Annotated in this window: 17 protein-coding genes; 13 read left to right on the forward strand and 4 right to left on the reverse strand. The window is 33.6% G+C overall.

Translation table 11 applies throughout. From position 1 onward, the window contains the following. Positions 1–39: 39 nt before the first annotated feature. The 5 genes from radA to HGK31_RS04055 all read left to right on the forward strand — a co-directional run bounded on the left by radA (position 40) and on the right by HGK31_RS04055 (position 6,659). Entirely contained in the window at positions 40–1,401 is a 1,362-nt protein-coding gene (gene radA, locus HGK31_RS04035) for a DNA repair protein RadA (RefSeq protein WP_191858586.1), read from the forward strand. Positions 1,402–1,471: 70 nt separating this feature from the next. Next, on the forward strand, positions 1,472–4,876 hold the full coding sequence (ileS, locus tag HGK31_RS04040; protein WP_191858587.1) for an isoleucine--tRNA ligase: 3,405 nt from the start codon (positions 1,472–1,474) through the stop codon (positions 4,874–4,876). A 4-nt stretch (positions 4,877–4,880) separates the two neighbouring features. Further along, complete coding sequence (locus tag HGK31_RS04045; protein WP_104735275.1) at positions 4,881–5,264, forward strand: TraR/DksA family transcriptional regulator; 384 nt, start codon at positions 4,881–4,883, stop codon at positions 5,262–5,264. Between the two features lie 58 nt (positions 5,265–5,322). Continuing rightward, positions 5,323–5,946 (forward strand): hypothetical protein, encoded by a 624-nt coding sequence (locus tag HGK31_RS04050; RefSeq protein ID WP_191858588.1) that lies wholly within the window; start codon positions 5,323–5,325, stop codon positions 5,944–5,946. A gap of 92 nt (positions 5,947–6,038) precedes the next feature. Further along, positions 6,039–6,659, forward strand: coding sequence for a lipoprotein signal peptidase (locus HGK31_RS04055; protein ID WP_191858589.1), 621 nt, complete (start codon positions 6,039–6,041; stop codon positions 6,657–6,659). Here HGK31_RS04055 and HGK31_RS04060 read toward each other — a convergent pair. Genes HGK31_RS04060 through HGK31_RS04075 form a run of 4 tightly spaced genes read right to left on the reverse strand, consistent with a single transcriptional unit; the run spans position 6,656 to position 9,479 of the window. Beyond that, a complete protein-coding gene (locus HGK31_RS04060; protein ID WP_191858590.1) occupies positions 6,656–7,219 on the reverse strand; it encodes a 5-formyltetrahydrofolate cyclo-ligase in 564 nt (187 codons plus the stop codon). The genes HGK31_RS04055 and HGK31_RS04060 overlap by 4 nt on opposite strands. Then, positions 7,216–8,178 (reverse strand): succinylglutamate desuccinylase/aspartoacylase family protein, encoded by a 963-nt coding sequence (locus HGK31_RS04065; protein WP_104735279.1) that lies wholly within the window; start codon positions 8,176–8,178, stop codon positions 7,216–7,218. The genes HGK31_RS04060 and HGK31_RS04065 overlap by 4 nt, the downstream gene beginning before the upstream one ends. Before the next feature lie 6 nt (positions 8,179–8,184). After that, positions 8,185–9,057 (reverse strand): 30S ribosomal protein S6--L-glutamate ligase, encoded by an 873-nt coding sequence (rimK, locus tag HGK31_RS04070; protein ID WP_104735280.1) that lies wholly within the window; start codon positions 9,055–9,057, stop codon positions 8,185–8,187. After that, positions 9,054–9,479, reverse strand: coding sequence for an ATP-dependent zinc protease family protein (locus HGK31_RS04075; RefSeq protein WP_191858591.1), 426 nt, complete (start codon positions 9,477–9,479; stop codon positions 9,054–9,056). Before HGK31_RS04075 ends, rimK begins: the two co-directional genes overlap by 4 nt. 121 nt (positions 9,480–9,600) lie before the next feature. On the opposite strand from HGK31_RS04075, the gene uvrC reads away from it, so the two are divergent. The 8 genes from uvrC to pgi all read left to right on the forward strand — a co-directional run bounded on the left by uvrC (position 9,601) and on the right by pgi (position 20,900). After that, positions 9,601–11,394 (forward strand): excinuclease ABC subunit UvrC, encoded by a 1,794-nt coding sequence (gene uvrC / locus HGK31_RS04080; protein ID WP_191858592.1) that lies wholly within the window; start codon positions 9,601–9,603, stop codon positions 11,392–11,394. Next, a complete protein-coding gene (locus HGK31_RS04085) occupies positions 11,391–13,619 on the forward strand; it encodes a patatin-like phospholipase family protein (protein WP_191858593.1) in 2,229 nt (742 codons plus the stop codon). Before uvrC ends, HGK31_RS04085 begins: the two co-directional genes overlap by 4 nt. 182 nt (positions 13,620–13,801) lie before the next feature. Further along, a complete protein-coding gene (locus tag HGK31_RS04090; protein ID WP_191858594.1) occupies positions 13,802–14,959 on the forward strand; it encodes a homogentisate 1,2-dioxygenase in 1,158 nt (385 codons plus the stop codon). A gap of 15 nt (positions 14,960–14,974) precedes the next feature. Further along, entirely contained in the window at positions 14,975–16,135 is a 1,161-nt protein-coding gene (gene hppD, locus HGK31_RS04095) for a 4-hydroxyphenylpyruvate dioxygenase (RefSeq protein ID WP_191858595.1), read from the forward strand. Between the two features lie 143 nt (positions 16,136–16,278). Beyond that, positions 16,279–17,061, forward strand: a complete 783-nt coding sequence (locus HGK31_RS04100) for a DUF3108 domain-containing protein (protein WP_191858596.1) — start codon at positions 16,279–16,281, stop codon at positions 17,059–17,061. Positions 17,062–17,070: 9 nt separating this feature from the next. Then, positions 17,071–17,988, forward strand: a complete 918-nt coding sequence (locus HGK31_RS04105) for a tryptophan 2,3-dioxygenase family protein (RefSeq protein ID WP_104735286.1) — start codon at positions 17,071–17,073, stop codon at positions 17,986–17,988. Next, positions 17,946–19,253, forward strand: a complete 1,308-nt coding sequence (locus HGK31_RS04110; RefSeq protein WP_191858597.1) for a M23 family metallopeptidase — start codon at positions 17,946–17,948, stop codon at positions 19,251–19,253. Before HGK31_RS04105 ends, HGK31_RS04110 begins: the two co-directional genes overlap by 43 nt. 3 nt (positions 19,254–19,256) lie before the next feature. Further along, positions 19,257–20,900, forward strand: a complete 1,644-nt coding sequence (gene pgi / locus HGK31_RS04115) for a glucose-6-phosphate isomerase (RefSeq protein ID WP_191858598.1) — start codon at positions 19,257–19,259, stop codon at positions 20,898–20,900. The last annotated feature ends 31 nt before the right edge of the window (positions 20,901–20,931 follow it).

Raw genomic sequence — 20,931 nt, forward strand, 5'->3', positions numbered from 1 at the left:
TAGAATAATAATTACTTTAGCCTAAATAAATTATATTTTTTGGCTAAAGTAAAAACAACCTTTTATTGTCAGAATTGTGGATCGCAATATGCCAAATGGCAAGGTCAGTGCAATGCCTGTAAAGAGTGGAATACCATTGCCGAAGAGGTCATTCAAAAACCTGAAAAAAGCGATTGGAAATCTACCTCTTCAGCTAAATCGAAACGCACTTCTAAACCGCTATTAATTAATGAAATTGATGCTTCGCAAGATGCTAGGATGCAAACCAACGATGCCGAATTTAACCGTGTTTTAGGTGGAGGCATTGTTCCGGGTTCATTAAGCCTTTTAGGAGGTGAACCTGGTATTGGAAAAAGTACCTTGCTATTGCAGATAGCTTTAAAACTGCCATACAAAACACTGTATGTTTCAGGAGAAGAAAGCCAAAAGCAAATAAAAATGCGTGCCGAACGTATCAATCCCAATAATAACAACTGCTACATTCTTACAGAAACTAAAACTCAAAATATTTTCAAACAAATTGAGGATTTAGAACCAGATATTGTGGTAGTCGATTCTATTCAAACACTTCATAGCGATTATATTGAATCGTCTTCCGGAAGTATTTCTCAAATAAAAGAATGTACTACCGAACTTATAAAATTTGCTAAAGAAACCGCAACGCCTGTTCTATTAATTGGTCATATTACTAAAGATGGCAATATTGCTGGGCCGAAAATTTTAGAGCATATGGTCGATACGGTATTGCAATTTGAGGGTGACCGCAACCATGTGTTTAGAATTCTACGTGCCAACAAAAACCGTTTTGGCTCCACCAACGAATTAGGCATTTATGAAATGCAAGGTTCAGGTCTTCGAGAGGTTTCTAATCCTTCAGAAATTTTGATTTCGAAAAAAGACGAAGAATTATCAGGAAATGCCATTGCAGCCACTTTAGAAGGTATGCGACCACTCATGATTGAAGTTCAAGCGCTAGTTAGTACGGCCGTTTATGGAACGCCTCAACGTTCTGCAACTGGTTTTAACGCTAAACGATTAAATATGTTACTGGCTGTTTTAGAAAAACGAGCAGGCTTCAGACTTGGAGCTAAAGATGTTTTTCTAAATATTACTGGAGGTATAACTGTTGATGATCCAGCTATAGATTTGGCAGTAGTTGCAGCCATATTATCTTCGAATGAAGATGAAGCGTTACAAAAAGATTATTGCTTTGCCGCAGAAGTAGGTTTGTCGGGAGAAATTCGTCCTGTGCAACGTGTTGAGCAGCGCATTCTAGAAGCTGAAAAACTTGGGTTTTCTACCATTTTTGTATCTAAATACAATAAAATAGCTTTAAAAAATACAGTTATCAAAATTCAAATGATTTCCAAAATTGAGGATTTGGTAAGTTTTATTGTTTAAAAAGCTCTAAACCAAAGGCTATTTTATCAAAATTCATTAATTTCGCAGGTCGAAAAGAATGAATGTACTCATGAGCACGAAATTTCCTGAATATAAAGGACTTGACTTGCCAAAAGTAGCTGAAGAAATTCACAACTATTGGGAAGAACATAATGTATTTGAAAAAAGCGTTACTACACGAGAAGGTCACAAACCGTATGTGTTTTTTGAAGGACCACCTTCAGCAAACGGTTTACCTGGTGTACACCACGTATTAGCACGTGCCATTAAAGATATTTTCCCACGTTACAAAACCATGAAAGGTTACCAAGTAAAGCGCAAAGCTGGATGGGATACCCACGGATTACCTATTGAATTAGGTGTGGAGAAAGAGTTGGGAATTACCAAAGAAGATATTGGTAAAACCATTTCGGTTGAAGATTACAACGCAGCCTGCCGTAAAGCGGTTATGCGATATACTGATGTTTGGAACGACCTCACTCAAAAAATGGGTTATTGGGTAGATATGGACGACCCATACATTACCTACGAGCCAAAATACATGGAGTCGGTTTGGTGGTTATTAAAACAGATATATAACAAAAGTTTGTTGTATAAAGGCTATACTATTCAACCCTATTCTCCAAAAGCTGGTACAGGATTAAGTTCTCATGAGCTAAACCAACCTGGAACCTATCAAGATGTAACAGATACAACGGTTGTAGCACAGTTTAAAGCTAATGAAGCATCGCTTCCAGACTTTTTAAAAGATGAAGGAACTATTTATTTCTTGGCTTGGACAACCACACCTTGGACTTTGCCAAGTAATACAGCATTAACAGTTGGACCAAAAATAGAATACGTTTTAGTTGAAACTTATAATCAATATACATTTGAACCTATGAACGTGGTATTGGCTAAAAAACTAGTCAATTATCAATTTTCAGGAAAGTTCAATCGAGTTGAAGCTAAGTCAGAGTTATTAGATTATAAATCTGGTGATAAGAAGATTCCATATTACGTTGTAAAAGAGTTTTTGGGTAAAGATTTAGTAGGCATCACTTACGAGCAGTTATTGCCATACGCCTTACCACATGACAATCCGGAACATGCGTTTAGAGTCATTGCGGGTGATTTTGTAACAACTGAAGACGGAACAGGAATTGTTCATACAGCACCAACCTTTGGTGCAGACGATGCCTTGGTTGCTAAACAAGCTACTCCAGAAGTACCACCAATGTTAGTGAAAGACGACAATGGGAATTTAGTACCATTGGTTGATTTACAAGGAAAATTCAGGCCAGAAATGGGTGAATTTGCAGGTAAGTATGTAAAAAACGAATATTACAATGATGGTGAGGCACCAGAAAAATCTGTTGATGTTGAGTTGGCCATCAAATTAAAAACCGAAAATAAAGCCTTTAAGGTTGAAAAATATAAGCATAGCTATCCTAACTGCTGGCGAACTGATAAGCCAATTCTTTACTATCCATTAGATTCTTGGTTTATTAAAGTAACCGATGTAAAGGACAGAATGTTTGAATTGAATGAAACCATTAACTGGAAACCAAAAGCAACTGGAACTGGTCGTTTTGGAAATTGGCTTGCCAATGCTAATGATTGGAATTTGTCTCGCTCACGTTATTGGGGAATTCCGTTGCCAATTTGGAGAACCGAAGATGGTAAAGAAGAAATATGCATTGGTTCGGTTGAAGAATTAAAAACAGAAATGGCAAAAGCCGTTGAAGCAGGTATCTTATCAAAAGATATTTTCGAAGATTTTGAAGTCGGAAATATGTCTGATGAGAATTATGCTACCATTGATTTACATAAAAACATTGTAGATGAGATTGTTTTAGTTTCACCTTCAGGACAACCTATGAAGCGTGAAGCAGATTTAATTGATGTGTGGTTCGATTCTGGATCCATGCCTTATGCGCAATGGCATTATCCATTTGAAAACAAAGATAAAATTGACGAAAACAAATCATTTCCAGCCGATTTTATTGCAGAAGGTGTAGACCAAACTAGAGGTTGGTTCTATACGCTACATGCTATTGGAACTATGGTGTTTGATTCGGTTGCTTATAAAAACGTGGTGTCTAATGGATTGGTTCTTGACAAAAACGGACAGAAAATGTCTAAACGTCTTGGAAATGCTACAGACCCATTTGAAACCTTATCAACTTATGGTGCCGATGCCACACGTTGGTACATGATTTCAAACGCAAATCCTTGGGATAACCTAAAATTTGATGTAGATGGCATTGAGGAAGTAAAACGCAAATTCTTCGGAACACTTTACAATACCTACTCATTTTTCAGTTTATATACCAATTTAGATAAGTTTAATTACAGTGAGGCTGATATTCCATTGCAAGAACGTCCAGAGTTAGATCGTTGGATTTTATCAGAATTACACACCTTAATTCAAAAAGTAGACACATTCTATGCAGAATACGAGCCTACTAAAGCAGCCAGAGCTATTTCAGACTATACACAAGAGTATTTGAGTAACTGGTATGTGCGTTTAAGTAGAAGACGTTTTTGGAAAGGCGATTATCAAACCGATAAAATTTCGGCTTATCAAACGCTTTACACCTGTATGGTCACTATCGCAAAGTTAGGAGCACCAATTGCACCTTTCTTTATGGATAAACTGTATTTAGATTTAAACTCGGTTACCAACAAAGAATCGTTTGAGAGTATCCATCTTGCCGATTTCCCAGTCTTTGATGAGACTTATATAGATAAGAGTTTAGAACGTAAAATGGAAGCGGCTCAAACAATTTCATCTTTAGTATTGTCGTTAAGGGCTAAAGAAAAGATTAAGGTACGTCAACCGTTACAAAAGATTATGATTCCTATTGATTCAAATCAGCAAAAAGAAGAGATTTTGGCGGTAGCTGATTTAATTAAACATGAAGTTAACATAAAAGATATTGAACTTTTAGAAGACGCTTCAGATATTTTGGTGAAACAGATTAAACCTAATTTTAAAGTATTAGGTCCACGTTTTGGGAAGGATATGAAGGCCGTTTCTGCTGAAATTCAAAAGTTTAATGCTGAAGACATAAAAAAAATCGAGCAAAATGGTGTTTTAGACGTTGAAGTTAACGGAAAAAATATTACTTTAGAACTCGAAGATGTTGAGATTACATCACAAGACATCGAAGGTTGGTTAGTTGCTAATGAAGGTGCATTAACTGTTGCTCTAGATGTCACAATTTCTGAAGATTTACGCAGAGAAGGGATTGCTCGTGAGCTCGTAAATCGTATTCAAAATTTACGTAAAGATTCAGGATTTGAAGTCACAGACAGAATTGATGTGATGCTTCAAAAAGAAGACAATATTGTTAATGCAGTCCGAGCTAATATGGAATATATAAAAGCGGAGACTTTAACGGAAGAATTAGAAATTAAAGATCAAATAAATAGTGGTATTGAAATCGCTTTTGATGATATAAATACCAAGTTGTTTATTCAAAAACATTAAAATTATGGCAGTAGATTCAAATGTAAGATATTCAGATAAGGATTTAGCAGAATTTAAGGAGCTAATACAAGAGAAGATAAAAAAAGCACAGCACGATTTAGAGCTTATTAAAAGTGCCTATATGAATGACCTTAACAATGGAACTGATGATACATCACCCACATTTAAGGCATTTGAAGAGGGCAGTGAAACCATGAGTAAAGAAGCGAATTCACAGCTGGCAATTCGTCAAGAAAAGTTTATTCGAGACCTTAAAAATGCGTTAATTAGAATTGAAAACAAAACGTATGGTGTTTGTCGTGTAACAGGTAAACTTATAAGTAAGGAACGTTTAAAACTAGTTCCTCATGCTACACTGAGTATTGAAGCTAAAAATATGCAGCAATAAATTTGAATCAGATAAAATTTTAAAACGCTTCAAAACATCCTTGGAGCGTTTTTTTATTATGAAGTATTATTTTACCGTTTTTTTATTAATTGTTATATCATGGCAAGCTTGTGCGCAAAAACATATAGCAAAAAATCTTGATGCATCTCACATTTCAAACATTAAGATTAATGGAAATAATTTGTTTAAAATCAATATTACTTCCCAAGCAACTAGCAATATTGATATGCTATTGAAAGTAGAGGGAGAAGATAATGAACAGATATTACTTCTTTCACGGGTTCAAAATGACACACTATATCTAGCAAGCTCTTATCAACCTTTATTTACACCACCAGACAACAAATCCAGTGCTCATAAACAAGTATCCATAGAGTTGGTATTGCAGATTCCCGAAAATGTCAATTTATTTTTAGAAAGTGATATTGCTTCTGTTTTTATTTCGGGAAATTATCATGATGTACTCATTGAACTATTAAATGGGCATTTTAAAACAAGTCAGTTTTTGGGTAACCTAGTTGTCAATACCTTACTGGGAGATATTTATGTTGAAACCAATTATGCCGTACTTGATTGCTATACAAGAAAAGGTGCTGTTTTTCAGGAAAAATTGGTTGCTGGAGTAAATCAAATTTCGTTAAATTCAGTTAATGGCGACATAACCGTAACTAAAACTGAATAATATTTCTATTTTTGTGCTTCATTTTCAAATCAATGGCTTCAATTTAAGCCCAAATATAAATTTAAAAGATTGCCACTTTCTTGGTGAAGATTATGTCCCTAAAAAAATCCATTCTTTTTATTATTATTATTTTATTGATTGATCAGATTAGTAAAATTTATATAAAAACACATTTTGTGTTAGGAGAAGATGTTGAAGTCTTTTCTTGGTTCAAGCTATATTTTGTGGAAAATGACGGTATGGCTTGGGGAACAAAAATTAGTGATTTCATCTCTTTTATTAGTGACCGTAAGGCAAAAATTGCCTTAACTGTCTTTAGAATTATAGCCATATGTGGAATAGGATATTGGCTTTATGATGCAACAAAAAAACAAAATTCAAGAGTTTTGATTTGGGCTGTAGCATTAATATTTGCTGGTGCTATGGGTAATATTATTGACTCTGTGTTTTACGGTGTGTTGTTTAATGATAGTCATGGGCAAGTCGCTTCATTTTTGCCCAAAGCAGGTGGTTATGATAGTTTGTTACACGGAAAAGTAGTTGATATGCTCTATTTTCCATTATGGAAAGGTTATTTGCCAGACTGGTTACCATTTTATGGTGGTAAATATTTTACGTTTTTTGAGCCTGTTTTTAATATAGCAGATGTAGCCATAAGTACAGGTTTTGGGTTACTAATAGTTTTTAATAAAAGGGCTTTTAAAAGTAATTAAAACTTATAAGTTTTGTCAGGTGTTGCACAGTAGTCCAAGCGAATGTCACTTTCAAAAACATCTTTAATATCTTCTTCAGCTTCAAAAAAAGACAATCCAATTTTTAAGGCTTCAGGTTTGCACGTAGCTAAAAATTTATCATAAAACCCTTTGCCATAACCTACTCGGTGACCTTGCTTATCAAATGCTAAAAGCGGTACAAATACAACGTCTATTTTTTCAGCAGGAACTTCAATGCCATCTAATGGTTCTGGAATATTGTATTTGTTTTTTTTTATGGTTGTATTATCTGTTAGTAAATAATGAGTCATTGAAAAGTCACCGAAATCAGATTTTGAAATGGCAATATTCTTATCTTTTCCAGATAGAATATTTAATAAGTAATCACTATTAACTTCATTTTGTTCAGTAATAGATAAAAAAACATGGTAAAATGAAGCGTCCCAAATATTCAATTGAAGCAGTCTATTAGCTATTTTTAAGCTCAAATCATCCACGGTCGCTTGACTTAAAGCCTTACGCTTGGATTTGTAGATGTTCCGAAGTTCAGATTTAGTCATTTTAATTTAGTAGTAATATGGAAAAGCGCATCACCTTGATATACTATAGGTGATTCGTTTACATTTATGACATAACCAGAATGAGCTGCTTTTACAAAATGATTAAATTTACCATAAGGGTCTGTTATATTCCCAATGATATCATCTTTTTCAACTTGAGAATTGATGGCTATTGAGGCCTTGAACATCCCAGAATAATTAGCGCGATGCCATTTGCTTTGTGAAATAAAAACACAATCTTTTTTAGGTTTTGTTACTTTGAATTTTGAGCCTAACATCCCAAAGTCATGCAAAATACGTTTGGCACCATTTACACCTGTATTGGTTACGTTTGCATCAATGTAATAAGATTTTCCACCTTCAAAAAGTAACATCGGAATCCCTAGTTTATAGCAGGTATTCCTGAAGGATTTTTTAAGGTTTTTCGAGTATAAAACAAAAGGTGCGCCAAAGGTTTTTGCCCAGGCATCCAGTTTAGGATTGTTTTTAGCAATCCGTATTTGAGGTGCATTAAAACGTCCAGATCCACCAGTGTGAAAGTCCATAACGAAATCTACTTGCGTGACCACTTCATTTACCAGTTTATAAGCTACTCGACTTGCCAGCGAACCTCTTTTAATTCCCGGAAAGACCCTATTTAAATCACGACCATCTGGAAACTCACGTTTCATATTTATAAAACCAAAAATATTGATGACTGGAATACAAATAATAGTACCACATTTTGGCTTATTGATACCTTTAGCAATCAATTGCCTCACGATTTCTACACCATTAACTTCATCACCATGAATACCGGCAGTAAATAAAATAGTTGGACCAGGTTTTTTGGAACGTTCCACAATGATAGGGACATCTATAGCTGAAGCCGTATGTAGTTTGGCAACATCAAAATTGAGCTCATAACTTTTGCCAGGTAGAATGGGCGTTCCTAAAATAGTAATTGGTTTTACTGGCATAATATTTTACCTATTTCGTTCTATAAAAGTAATAATGGCTCTCGCAATATTTTTGTGTGTAGCGCCTTCAATACCTTCTAATCCGGGTGTTGAATTTACTTCAAGTAATAAAGGACCTCTTGCAGATTGTAACATATCAACTCCACATACAGGAAGTTTTAGCGCTTTTGAAGCGTTCATTGCCAAACGCAGCTCATCTTCATTCAATTTTATAATATTAGCTGAACCACCACGATGTAAATTTGAACGAAATTCACCTTCTTTACCTTGTCGTTTCATGGCGCCAACTACTTGACCATCTACTATTAGTGCGCGAATATCGGCACCTTTGGCTTCTTTTATAAATTCTTGTACAATTACGCGAGCTTCTAATCCATTAAAAGCTTCCAAAACCGATTCGGCAGCATTTTTGGTTTCAGCTAAAACAACGCCAAGACCTTGAGTACCTTCTAATAGTTTAATAATTACTGGAACACCACCAACATGCTCAATAACTTCTTCAACATCACGAGAATAATTGGTAAAAACCGTTTTTGGCATTCCAATTCCCGCTTTACTTAAACGTTGTAAGCTTCGTAACTTGTCACGAGAGCGTTGAATGGCATCAGAAGTTACAATAGTAAAGACATTCATCATTTCAAATTGTCTAACTACAGCACAACCGTAAAAAGTGACTGAAGAACCAATTCTAGGAATAATGGCATCAACATAATCTAAATAACGATCTTTATAATAAATAGTTGGCTTTTCCTTTTCAATGATAATATCACATTTTAAAGGATCAATCACTTCCATTTTATGGTTGCGTTTTTCACCTTCTTCAACTAGACGTTGGGTTGAGTACAAATTTGGATTTCTGGAAAGAATAACAATGTTCATGCTTGCTTTTTGTTAAATGAAATATTTTGCTCGTCAACATCAACCAGAAATTTTTTGTTTAAAAACTGTCTGCCAATAAGAACAGGAAACTTCATATCATCCCGAGTGCTTAAAGTTAAGTTAATCTTATACGTTTTTCCAAAGAATATGACTTCAGATTTTATTTTAAACCTATTTTCTTTGTAACCATTACTACTTTTTACATCTGTTCTCGAATACTGTTTAAAAACAACTTCCTTACCACTAAAGTTTGGATGTCCCTTACTATAAAAGGTACATTTTAGGCCAGCTTCCTCTTCAATTATCTGCGAACAATGAATGGCCGATGTATAAGCACCAGTGTCTATTTTAGCATCAATATTAAATAAATCCAATTTTGGAAAGTCGATTTTATCAACGCGTCCAACAATTTGTTTTGTCATTAAAAAAATTTTAAAAAAGTGGCGCAAGGTAGGAAATTGAAACTAGTAAAAGCATACTTTTATTATAAAAGTTTACCTGTAATTAATCTGCTACAAAATAGAAATAATTACCTTTGAGGTAATGCCAAAAAGAGAGTTAGACATACAATTAAAAACCCTACCAAACGAGCCTGGTGTTTACCAGTATTTCGATAAGGAAGGTGCTATTTTATACGTTGGAAAGGCTAAAAATTTAAAAAAGCGTGTAAGCTCCTATTTCACCAAACAGCATGACAATGGTAAGACACGAGTTTTGGTAAAAAAGATTGCAGATATAAAGCACATAGTGGTTAACACTGAAACCGATGCGCTTTTACTAGAAAATAATCTTATCAAGAAACACAGGCCACGCTATAATGTGTTGTTGAAAGATGATAAGTCATATCCTTGGATTTGTATAAAAAAAGAGCGATTCCCTCGTGTGTTTTCAACGAGACGTATAATAAAGGATGGATCAGAATATTTTGGTCCTTATACCAGTATGAAAACGGTTTCAACTTTATTGGATTTAATTAGAGGCCTGTTTTTGTTGCGAACCTGCAATTACGACTTATCACAGGATAAAATTGATGCCGGAAAATATAAGGTTTGTCTGGAATATCATCTGGGAAATTGTAAAGGCCCTTGCGAAGGTTTTGAAACCGAAGCAGAATATCATGGAAATATTGAATCAATTAGAGAGATTTTAAAAGGAAATTTTAAAACATCTCTTAATCAGTTTAAAGCACAAATGCATGTTTATGCCGAAGCTATGCGCTTTGAAGATGCCCAAAAAATAAAGGAAAAAATAGATGTTTTAGAAAACTATCAAGCCAAGTCAACAATCGTAAATCCAAAGATTAGTAATGTCGATGTATTTTCGGTTGTGAGTGATGAAAGCTATGCTTATATTAATTTTTTGCAACTATCATATGGCTCCATTATTCGCTCACATACATTAGAAATTAAAAAAAAACTGGATGAAACCGATAAGGAGCTTTTGGAGTTGGCTATAACTGAAATCAGACAGCGTTTTCATTCTAATTCTAAAGAAATTTATGTGCCGTTTAAAGTGGATTTAGGTGAAGATTTAAAAGTCACTATTCCAAAATTAGGCGATAAAAAACGTATTTTAGAGCTGTCGGTTCGCAATGCCAAATATTACCGTTTGGAGCAGTTAAAACAAGTTAAAATTGTAGACCCAGACCGTCATACCAATAGAATTATGGCGCAAATGAAGTCTGATTTACGATTATCTGAAGAGCCACGACATATTGAGTGTTTTGACAATTCCAACATACAAGGAACTAATCCTGTTGCAGCTTGTGTGGTGTTTAAAAACGGGAAGCCTTCTAAAAAAGATTACAGACATTTTAATATTAAAACAGTCGAAGGCCCAGATGATTTCGCATCTATGGAAGAAGTGGTTTATAGACGTTATAAAAGATTACTTGATGAAGAGCAACCGTTGCCACAACTAATAATAATTGATGGAGGCAAAGGGCAATTATCTTCTGCGTTAAAAAGTTTAGATGCACTTGAATTACGTGGTAAAATTGCGATAATCGGAATTGCAAAGCGTTTAGAAGAATTATTTTATCCAGACGACCCAATTCCTTTATATTTAGATAAGAAAAGTGAAACGCTTAAGATTATTCAGCAATTACGAAATGAAGCACACCGATTTGGAATTGAACACCACAGAAATAAACGTAGTAAAAGCGCGTTAAACACAGAATTGGAAACCATTCCAGGTATAGGAGAGAAAACAGTTGTTGAATTATTAAAACAATTTAAATCTGTAAAACGTATTTCAAAAGCTACCTTAAAAGAATTAGAGACCGTTGTTGGATTGTCAAGAGCACAAAAAATACATAGTTATTACAACAAAAAATGAAGCAACTACTATTACTTATATTATTCTTTTTTACTCTTGTCGGTTTTTCACAGGAAACAAACCAACAAGAAGTAAAAGTTGGTTTGGTCTTAAGTGGTGGTGGTGCTAAAGGGTTGGCACATATTGGTGTTCTTAAGGTTATTGATAGTTTGGAAATTAAAGTAGATTATATTGCTGGTACCAGTATGGGAGCAATAGTAGGCTCACTATATGCATCTGGTTATTCAGGAAAAGATATTGATTCAATTTTTGAGGATGTAGATTTTGACAAGATTATTAATGACAATCTACCACGAGCAGCCAAAACATTTTATGAGCGAGATAATTCTGAAAAATATGCTGTTACCCTTCCCTTTGATAAGTTTAAGCTAAAATTGCCTTCAGCACTATCGCGTGGTCAAAACACTTTGAGCCTATTGTCGAAATTAACATTGCATGTTTGTGATATTGAAGATTTCAGTAAACTACCTATTCCGTTTTTTTGTATCGCAACTAATGTTGAAACTGGAAAGGCCGTTATTCTGGATAAAGGAAGTTTGCCCCAAGCTATAACGGCAAGTGGAGCTTTTCCATCGCTTTTTCAACCTGTAATTATTGACGACCAAATTTTAATTGATGGTGGTGTGGTAAATAACTATCCAATTGACGAGTTGAAAGCGAAAGGGATGAATGTTATCATTGGAGTAGATGTTCAGGATGATTTAGCAACGCGAGATGAACTTAAATCGGCACCAGATATTCTACTTCAAATCAATAACTACAGAACCATCAATGATATGAAGGAAAAAGCCAAGAAAACAGATGTTTATATTAAACCAGATATCACCGAGTACACAGTTATTTCCTTTAATGATGGTGATAAAATAATTAAAAATGGTGAGTTGGCTGCCATAAAGAAAAGAGATGCTTTGGGTAAAATAGCATCCATGCAAACTCAAAAAATGGAATCTTTTGAGACTATAAAGCCAATAGACAGTGTAAAAATCAATTCTATAATAATAGATGGAAATGAAAAGTACACCAGAGCCTACGTTTTGGGAAAGTTAAAGTTTAAGCAAGAAGAAACTATAGAATATTCAAGACTTGTTGAAGGGGTAAATAATTTATCGGCAACAAATAATTTTGAGAGTGTTATTCATCAATTAAAAACCTCTTCAGATAAAAGTGGCTATGATTTGTATTTTACCCTTAAAGAAAGTTCTCAAAGAACTTTTTTAAAACTAGGAATTCATTATGATGATTTATACAAAAGTGCAGCATTAATAAACCTTACCAGAAAACAATTATTGTTCAATAACGATGTGGTTTCATTTGATTTTATTTTGGGAGATAACATTCGTTATAATTTTGAATATTATATTGACAAGGGATTTTATTGGAGTATTGGTTTACTATCAAGATTTAATCAATTTGAAAAAAACATACCAGTTTCTGCATTGTTAACTGATGAAGATTTAGCTGATATTGATGTTAATAAACTAGATGTTGAATTAAATGATTTTACCAATCAATTCTATTTACAAACCTTGTTTAGAAAAGACTTTGCTTTAACCCTTGGAGCCGAACATAAGCGTCTTAAAATCTTATCTGAAACCATTACCCCTAATGCCAATGATGATGAGACGATATTTGAAAATAGTGATTATTTGAGCTTATTTGGTAAACTGAAATTTGACACTTATGACAACAAGTACTTTCCCAATGAAGGTATGTTGTTTGATGGTGACTTTCATCTATATCTATATTCATCAGATTTTAATAATAACTTTAGCGAATACTCAATAGCCAAAGCAACTATTGGATATACACATAGTTTTGGAAATTTTTCGACTAATTTAACAACTCAAGGCGGTTTTACTATTGGCGAAGACACGTCACCATATTTAAATTTTGTATTAGGAGGCTATGGAAATAACCTGATAAATAATTTCAAATCATTTTACGGATATGATTATTTGTCTATTCCAGGAAATAGTTTTGTAAAAGGTGTTATTACTTTTGATTATGAATTGTTTAAAAAACACCATATTAATTTTGCGGCCAATTATGCCAATGTAGCCGATAATATTTTTGATACCGGAGAATGGATAACCTCTCCCAATTATTCGGGCTACGCTTTAGGGTATTCTTTAGAAACATTTTTAGGTCCAATAGAGGCAAAATACTCATGGTCACCTGAAGTAAAAACCGGAATATGGTATTTTAATTTAGGGTTTTGGTTTTAGTAGGTTTCGTTTAAAAATCTTAATGCTAACTCATAATTTTTCACGATATTTGTACATATATGAAACTTTTTTGGCAAGATTTATTAACTGTTTTAAAATTTCTAATAAAAAGAAATCCTGAATGATAACCCATCATTTCTTTGATTTAGAAAAAACCCTTATTTTAATTAAAACTACACATTATGCCATTTTATCATAAATTAGGAAAAATACCTCCTAAAAGACATATTCAATTTAGAAAAAAAGATGGGAGTTTGTATTACGAACAACTCTTTGGGACTATAGGTTTTGACGGTATGTCAACCAATAGCTATCATGAGCAGAGACCAACACAGGTTAAAGAAATTAAAAAGCAGTATAGCATTGCTCCAAAAGTTGCAAAAATTAACAATATTCAATCATACCGTTTTCATGGATTCAAAGTTCCACAAGTAAACGATTATTTAGAAAGCAGAAAGGTTGTATTAACTAATAGCGATTGTAATATTATTCTAGCTGCTCCCAAAAAATCAACAAAAGACTATTTTTATAAAAACACAGATGCTGATGAATTAATTTTTGTACATCGTGGAACAGGCAAATTACGAACCATGCTAGGTAATCTTGATTTTAAATATGGTGATTACTTGCTAGTTCCTAGAGGGATCATCTATAAAATAGATTTTGATACGGAAGATAATAGACTTTTTATAGTTGAATCGTATTCGCCTATTTACACACCTAAACGATACCGGAATTGGTTTGGGCAGTTACTTGAGCATTCTCCTTTCTGTGAACGCGATATTAGACAGCCTTATGAATTAGAGACCAATAACGAAAATGGAGATTTTTTAATTAAAGTAAAAAAACAAAATGATATTATCGAAATGGTTTATGCCTCACATCCTTTTGATGTGGTAGGATATGACGGATTTAATTATCCATATGCCTTTTCAATTCATGATTTTGAACCTATCACTGGAAGAATACATCAGCCACCACCAGTACACCAAACTTTTGAAACCAATGCCTTTGTGGTGTGCAGTTTTGTGCCAAGATTATATGATTACCATCCAGAGTCAATACCAGCACCTTACAATCACAGTAATATAGATAGTGATGAAGTTTTGTATTATGTTGATGGCGATTTTATGAGTCGAAATGATATTGATGCTGGTCACATTTCATTGCATCCAGCAGGTATTCCTCATGGTCCTCACCCTGGAGCTACTGAACGCAGTATAGGTAAGGTGAAAACAGACGAATTAGCAGTAATGGTTGATACATTTAAGCCATTGAAAGTAACAGAAGAAGCTTTAAAAATAGCAGATGAAGATTATTTTAAATCTTGGTTGGAATAGTAAAATTTAAATAAGATGAGTAAAGAAATAAAATCCGTAGAGTACGGACTTGAAAAAATATTTGAAGGAGCAGAAGATTTTCTACCTTTATTGGGAACAGACTATGTGGAATTTTATGTGGGAAATGCCAAGCAAGCAGCCCATTTTTATAAAACGGCATTTGGTTTTCAGTCTTATGCATACAAAGGGTTAGAAACAGGTTCAAGAGAAGCCGTTAGTTATGTTTTAAAACAAGACAAAATCCGTTTGGTACTAACAACGCCATTATCAAGTAAATCACCAATTAATGATCATATTGTTAAGCATGGAGATGGTGTAAAAGTTGTCGCGCTTTGGGTAGAGGATGCTCGTAGTGCTTATGAGGAAACTACAAAACGTGGTGCTAAATCTTACATGGAGCCAACTGTGGAAAAAGATGATCACGGTGAAGTAGTACGTGCTGGTATATATACTTATGGCGAAACAGTCCATATGTTTGTTGAGCGTAAAAACTACAACGGGCAATTCATGCCTGGATTTGTAAAATGGGTATCTGATTATAATCCAAAACCAACAGGCTTAAAATATATTGACCATATGGTTGGCAATGTAGGTTGGGGTGAAATGAATACTTGGGTTAAATGGTATGAAGATGTTATGGGATTTGTAAACTTTTTATCATTTGATGACAAACAAATTCATACCGAATATTCAGCTTTAATGAGTAAGGTAATGAGTAATGGTAACGGTCGTATAAAGTTTCCTATCAACGAACCAGCTGAAGGCAAAAAGAAATCACAAATAGAAGAATATTTAGATTTTTATGAAGGTCCTGGTGTTCAACACATAGCTGTGGCTACTGATGATATTATTTCAACAGTCTCTGATCTGCGTTCTCGTGGTGTAGAGTTCTTATCAACACCACCAGAAGAATATTATAAAGCTGTTCCTGGAAGATTAGATGAATTTAGCCATGAACTTCGTGAGGATATTGAAACCTTAAAAGGCCTAGGTATAATGATTGATGCTGATGAGGAAGGTTACTTGTTACAAATTTTCACAAAACCAGTTGAAGACAGACCAACATTGTTCTTTGAGATTATTCAGCGTATGGGAGCAAAAGGCTTTGGAGCAGGTAATTTTAAGGCTTTGTTTGAGTCCATAGAGCGCGAACAAGCATTGAGAGGGACTTTATAACAAATATTTAACTAAAATAAATTTAAAAACTCTATCAATCATGTCGATAGAGTTTTTTTGTTTTATACTTTTGGAATAGTAATTGTAATTAAAAGCTTAAACAATAATTTATGCTTGAAATTATGAGTGCAAATCAAAAACATATGAAAAAGAGCTTAACAATAATCGTATTTATATTTTGTGCGCAATTATTGAGTGCACAAAATGAAAGTTCTTATGATGTTGGTGAATGGTTTCGTTTTGAAATGAGTTATAGCGGTTGGATGAAAGCAGGAGAAGCTACGCTCACAGTCAACGAAAGTTTTTATAAGAGTAAGCCAGTTTTTCATGTTGTAGGAAAAGGTTGGACAACAGGTGCTGTTAGTTGGTTTTTTAAAGTTGAAGATCGTTATGAAACGTATATTGACAAGCGAACAAATATGCCTTACAAATTTATTCGAGATATAGATGAAGGCGGTCATACCAAAAACATTGAAATTGAATTTGATCAACAAAAAAACAAAGCCTATGTTCACAATATAAAACATAACAAAAAAGGAGTTTTTGATACCAAACCAAATATTCAGGATATGGTATCAACCTTTTATTATTTAAGAAACAACCTTCATGTTGAGAGCTTAAAAATAGGTGATGAAGTCTTTGTTAATATGTTTTTTGATGAGGAAAATTATGGCTTTAAATTAAAGTATTTAGGAGAAGAAATTATAAAAACTGAATTCGGAAAAGTGAACACCTTAAAGTTCAGGCCTTATGTTATGGCTGGGCGTGTTTTTAAAGAAGAAGAAAGTTTGACTCTTTGGGTTTCTAATGATAAAAATAAAATACCTTTACGTGTCAAAGCAGATTTGGCTGTAGGCTCATTGCGTGCAGATTTAGAAGCTTTCAAAGGGTTGAAGCACCCTTTTAAAATAGTTGTTGATAATTAATTTTTAAAAATGACCAAAGATATAACCAAGCAATTAAAAGAAAAATACGATAATTTAGGGCAAGATTTAGACACTCATTTAGAAGGTTTGCTTTACAGTAAACCTATTAATTATTGGGATTATATTCAAACAGATGCGCTATTAGACTTGCAAACCCAACGCACTGTTTTACCAGATGAAATGGTTTTTATCATGTATCATCAAATAAACGAATTGTTATTTAAGATGATATTATGGGAAATCGAACAAGTTGCCAAAACACAAAAACTCACGGCAGATTTTTTTTCTACCAAACTGATGCGTATCAGTCGTTATTTTGATATGCTAACGTCTTCTTTCAATATTATGAGAGAAGGTATGGAAGTTGAGCAATATAATAAATTTAGACTCACTCTTACACCTGCAAGTGGCTTTCAAAGTGCACAATATCGTAAAATTGAGTTTTCTTCAACGGAACTTATTAATTTAATTGATAATCGTTTTAGAGAAACAATTGATAGAAATACTTCTTTTGAACATGCTTTTGAGCATTTATATTGGCAAGCTGCAGGAAAAGATTACAAAACTGGAAAGAAAAGCTATTTATTAACAGTTTTCGAAGAACGATACAAAGATGAATTTATTAGATTTGCGAAGTTCTATAACACAAACAACCTCTGGACAAAGTTTAAAGAACTTCCAGAGAATGTGAAAGAAAACAAAGTTTTAATTGATGCCATGAGACACTATGATCACACTGTAAATATCAAATGGGTTATGGCACACTATAATACAGCAAACCACTATTTAAATATAGGTGGAAAAACAGCTGAAGCAACAGGAGGAAGCGAATGGGTAAAATATATGCATCCAAAATATCAACGAAGAATATTTTTTCCAGACTTATGGACCAAACAAGAATTAGCAGATTGGGGAAAAAATGTATAACAGTTTTAGTTTTAGCTTTATCATTTTTTAGTTGTAAAAATGATAAGCCAGAACACGAAGTCGTAGAAGAAGTGGCTGTCATTGAGCCTCAAGACATTTATGAATTTGGGTTTAATCTAAACGATTATATAGTAAAGAGAGATACCATTAGAAAAGGCGATAGCTTTGGTATCATTATGGAACGTAACAAAATAGGTTATCCCAAAATTTTTCAAATAGCTGAAGGAGCTAAAGATAGTTTTGATATCAGAAAATTACAGATTGGTAAGCCTTATACCATACTTTGCTCAAAAGATACACTCCAGGAACCTAAGTGCTTTATTTATCAGCCTAATCGGGAAGAATATTATGTTGTCAATTTTAATGATTCCATACATGCCTATAAAAGCAGAAAGCCAATAAAATATGTAGAAAAAGAGATATCAGGCGTCATTACTAGTAATATATCTGAAACGTTGGATGAGAAGGGCATTAGTTTTATCCTAGCCTATAAAATGTCAGATATTTATGCTTGGACTATTGATTTTACAAGACTTCAAAAAGGCGACAATTTTAAGGTAATTTACACTGATAAATATATTGATGATAGTATTTATGCTGGAATTCATGAAATTAAAGCCGCATACTTTGAGCATAAAAACGAACCTTTTTATGCTTTTGAGTTTGAAACAGATAGTATTAAAGGCTTAAGTGACTATTTCAATGAAGAAGCTAAAAATTTACGTCGTGCTTTTCTTAAAGCTCCAGTCGAGTACAAGCGCATTTCATCTAGATATAATTTAAGACGTCGTATAGCCTTATACGGAAACAGAATCAGGCCACATAAAGGAACTGACTTTTCCGCTAATGTGGGAACACCAATACGTGCGACCGCTAATGGGACTGTAACAAAATCTGCATATACAAGAGGGAATGGTAATTATGTCAAAATACGCCATAATAACACCTATGAAACTCAATATTTGCATATGAAAAAGCAGAATGTAAAAGTAGGTCAGTATGTCAAGCAAGGTGATGTGATTGGTTGGGTTGGTATGACAGGAAATACATCTGGCCCTCATGTGTGTTATCGTTTTTGGAAAAATGGTAAACAGGTAGATCCTTTTAAACAAAAACTTCCAGAGGCCGAGCCTATTTCCGATAGCTTAAGAGTGAGATATCTCGAATTTATTAAGCCGTTAAAAAAACAATTAGACGGCATAGGATTTGAAAATGAGATGGATATAGATTTACCTACAAGTTCAGAAATTACAGATTTGCAATAATTTATGCCACTACCTAAAATTAATCCAACTACAACAAAGGCTTGGAAAAAACTTCAAGAACATTTTAAAGAAATTGAGCACGTTCATATGAAGGATTTGTTTGCAAAAGACCCAGAGCGCGCAAACAAATTTACCATTGATTGGCAAGATTTTTATGTAGATTATTCAAAGAATAGGATAACTGAAGAAACAAAAAAATTACTAATTGATTTAGCTGACGAGGTTCAACTTGGGCAAGCTATAAAGGACTATTTTTCAGGAGAGATAATAAATGAAACCGAACAAAGGGCTGTTTTACATACGGCTTTAAGATCTCCCGCTACTGAAAAAGTAATTGTTGATGGGATTAATGTTATTCCAGATGTTTATAATGTAAAAGAAAAAATCAAGCGATTCACAAATCAAATTATCAATGGCAAACTCAAAGGCTTTACAGGTAAGGTTTTTACAGATGTTGTCAATATAGGAATAGGAGGATCAGATTTAGGTCCTGCCATGGTGGTGGATTCTTTACAATTTTATAAAAATCATTTAAACACACATTTTGTTAGTAATGTTGATGGTGATCATGTGAATGAAATAATCAAGACACTAAATCCTGAAACAACACTTTTTGTAATAGTTTCAAAAACATTTACAACCCAAGAAACCCTGTCCAATGCTAATACCATTAGAGATTGGTTTTTGCAAACTGCTGATGAATTACACGTTTCAAAACATTTTGTGGCGGTTTCAACAAACATTAATAGCGTTCAAGAGTTTGGCATAGATTCAAACAATATTTTTCCAATGTGGGATTGGGTAGGTGGAAGATTCTCGTTATGGAGCGCTGTTGGCTTATCAATTAGTTTATCAGTGGGATATGACAACTTTGATAAACTATTATCAGGAGCTCATAAAATGGATGAACATTTTAAAAACGAACCTTTTAAAGACAACATTCCAGTAATCCTAGCATTATTAAGTGTATGGTATAACAACTTTTTTAAAGCAGAAAGCGAAGCTATAATTCCATACTCTCAATACCTCAATCAATTTGCAACCTATTTGCAACAAGGTATTATGGAAAGTAATGGGAAAAGTATAGATAGAAACGGAAAACCTGTTAATTATCAAACAGGAACTATTATATGGGGAGAACCTGGAACCAACTCGCAACATGCTTTTTTTCAGCTAATACATCAAGGAACAAAATTAATACCAGCTGATTTTATTGGTTTCGCTCAATCACTTCATGGAAATCAAGATCATCAAGACAAATTGATTTCTAATTTTATTGCCCAATCCGAAGCTTTATTAAACGGTAAATCTCGTGAACAGGTTATTTCTGAATATAATTCTTCAAAAGGAATTACTGATAGCGAACAAAATCAAATACCTTTTAAAATTTTTGAGGGAAACAAGCCAACTAATACGATTTTCATTAAAAAACTAACGCCCGAAAGTTTAGGAAAACTTATTGCGCTTTATGAGCATAAAATATTTGTTCAAGGTATTATTTGGAATATTTTCAGTTTTGACCAGTTTGGAGTAGAACTTGGTAAACAACTGGCAAAAAATATTCTTCATGACATAAAAAATAACATAAATGCAAATCATGATGCATCTACTGCCAATATTTTGAACTATTTTCAAAAAAACAACTAATTAATTGTTGAAAAACCTGTTGATAGGTTTA

The sequence above is a fragment of the Hanstruepera ponticola genome (assembly GCF_012931685.1).
Classification (GTDB): domain Bacteria; phylum Bacteroidota; class Bacteroidia; order Flavobacteriales; family Flavobacteriaceae; genus Hanstruepera; species Hanstruepera ponticola.

Excerpts from the sequence above, each read along its gene's own strand:
- ileS (WP_191858587.1), top strand. The coding sequence starts at position 1,472 with ATGAGCACGAAATTTCCTGAATATAAAGGACTTGACTTGCCAAAAGTA.
- HGK31_RS04045 (WP_104735275.1), top strand. The coding sequence starts at position 4,881 with ATGGCAGTAGATTCAAATGTAAGATATTCAGATAAGGATTTAGCAGAA.
- HGK31_RS04050 (WP_191858588.1), top strand. The coding sequence starts at position 5,323 with ATGAAGTATTATTTTACCGTTTTTTTATTAATTGTTATATCATGGCAA.
- HGK31_RS04055 (WP_191858589.1), top strand. The coding sequence starts at position 6,039 with ATGTCCCTAAAAAAATCCATTCTTTTTATTATTATTATTTTATTGATT.
- HGK31_RS04060 (WP_191858590.1), bottom strand. The coding sequence starts at position 7,219 with ATGACTAAATCTGAACTTCGGAACATCTACAAATCCAAGCGTAAGGCT.
- HGK31_RS04065 (WP_104735279.1), bottom strand. The coding sequence starts at position 8,178 with ATGCCAGTAAAACCAATTACTATTTTAGGAACGCCCATTCTACCTGGC.
- rimK (WP_104735280.1), bottom strand. The coding sequence starts at position 9,057 with ATGAACATTGTTATTCTTTCCAGAAATCCAAATTTGTACTCAACCCAA.
- HGK31_RS04075 (WP_191858591.1), bottom strand. The coding sequence starts at position 9,479 with ATGACAAAACAAATTGTTGGACGCGTTGATAAAATCGACTTTCCAAAA.
- uvrC (WP_191858592.1), top strand. The coding sequence starts at position 9,601 with ATGCCAAAAAGAGAGTTAGACATACAATTAAAAACCCTACCAAACGAG.
- HGK31_RS04085 (WP_191858593.1), top strand. The coding sequence starts at position 11,391 with ATGAAGCAACTACTATTACTTATATTATTCTTTTTTACTCTTGTCGGT.
- HGK31_RS04090 (WP_191858594.1), top strand. The coding sequence starts at position 13,802 with ATGCCATTTTATCATAAATTAGGAAAAATACCTCCTAAAAGACATATT.
- hppD (WP_191858595.1), top strand. The coding sequence starts at position 14,975 with ATGAGTAAAGAAATAAAATCCGTAGAGTACGGACTTGAAAAAATATTT.
- HGK31_RS04100 (WP_191858596.1), top strand. The coding sequence starts at position 16,279 with ATGAAAAAGAGCTTAACAATAATCGTATTTATATTTTGTGCGCAATTA.
- HGK31_RS04105 (WP_104735286.1), top strand. The coding sequence starts at position 17,071 with ATGACCAAAGATATAACCAAGCAATTAAAAGAAAAATACGATAATTTA.
- HGK31_RS04110 (WP_191858597.1), top strand. The coding sequence starts at position 17,946 with ATGGACCAAACAAGAATTAGCAGATTGGGGAAAAAATGTATAACAGTT.
- pgi (WP_191858598.1), top strand. The coding sequence starts at position 19,257 with ATGCCACTACCTAAAATTAATCCAACTACAACAAAGGCTTGGAAAAAA.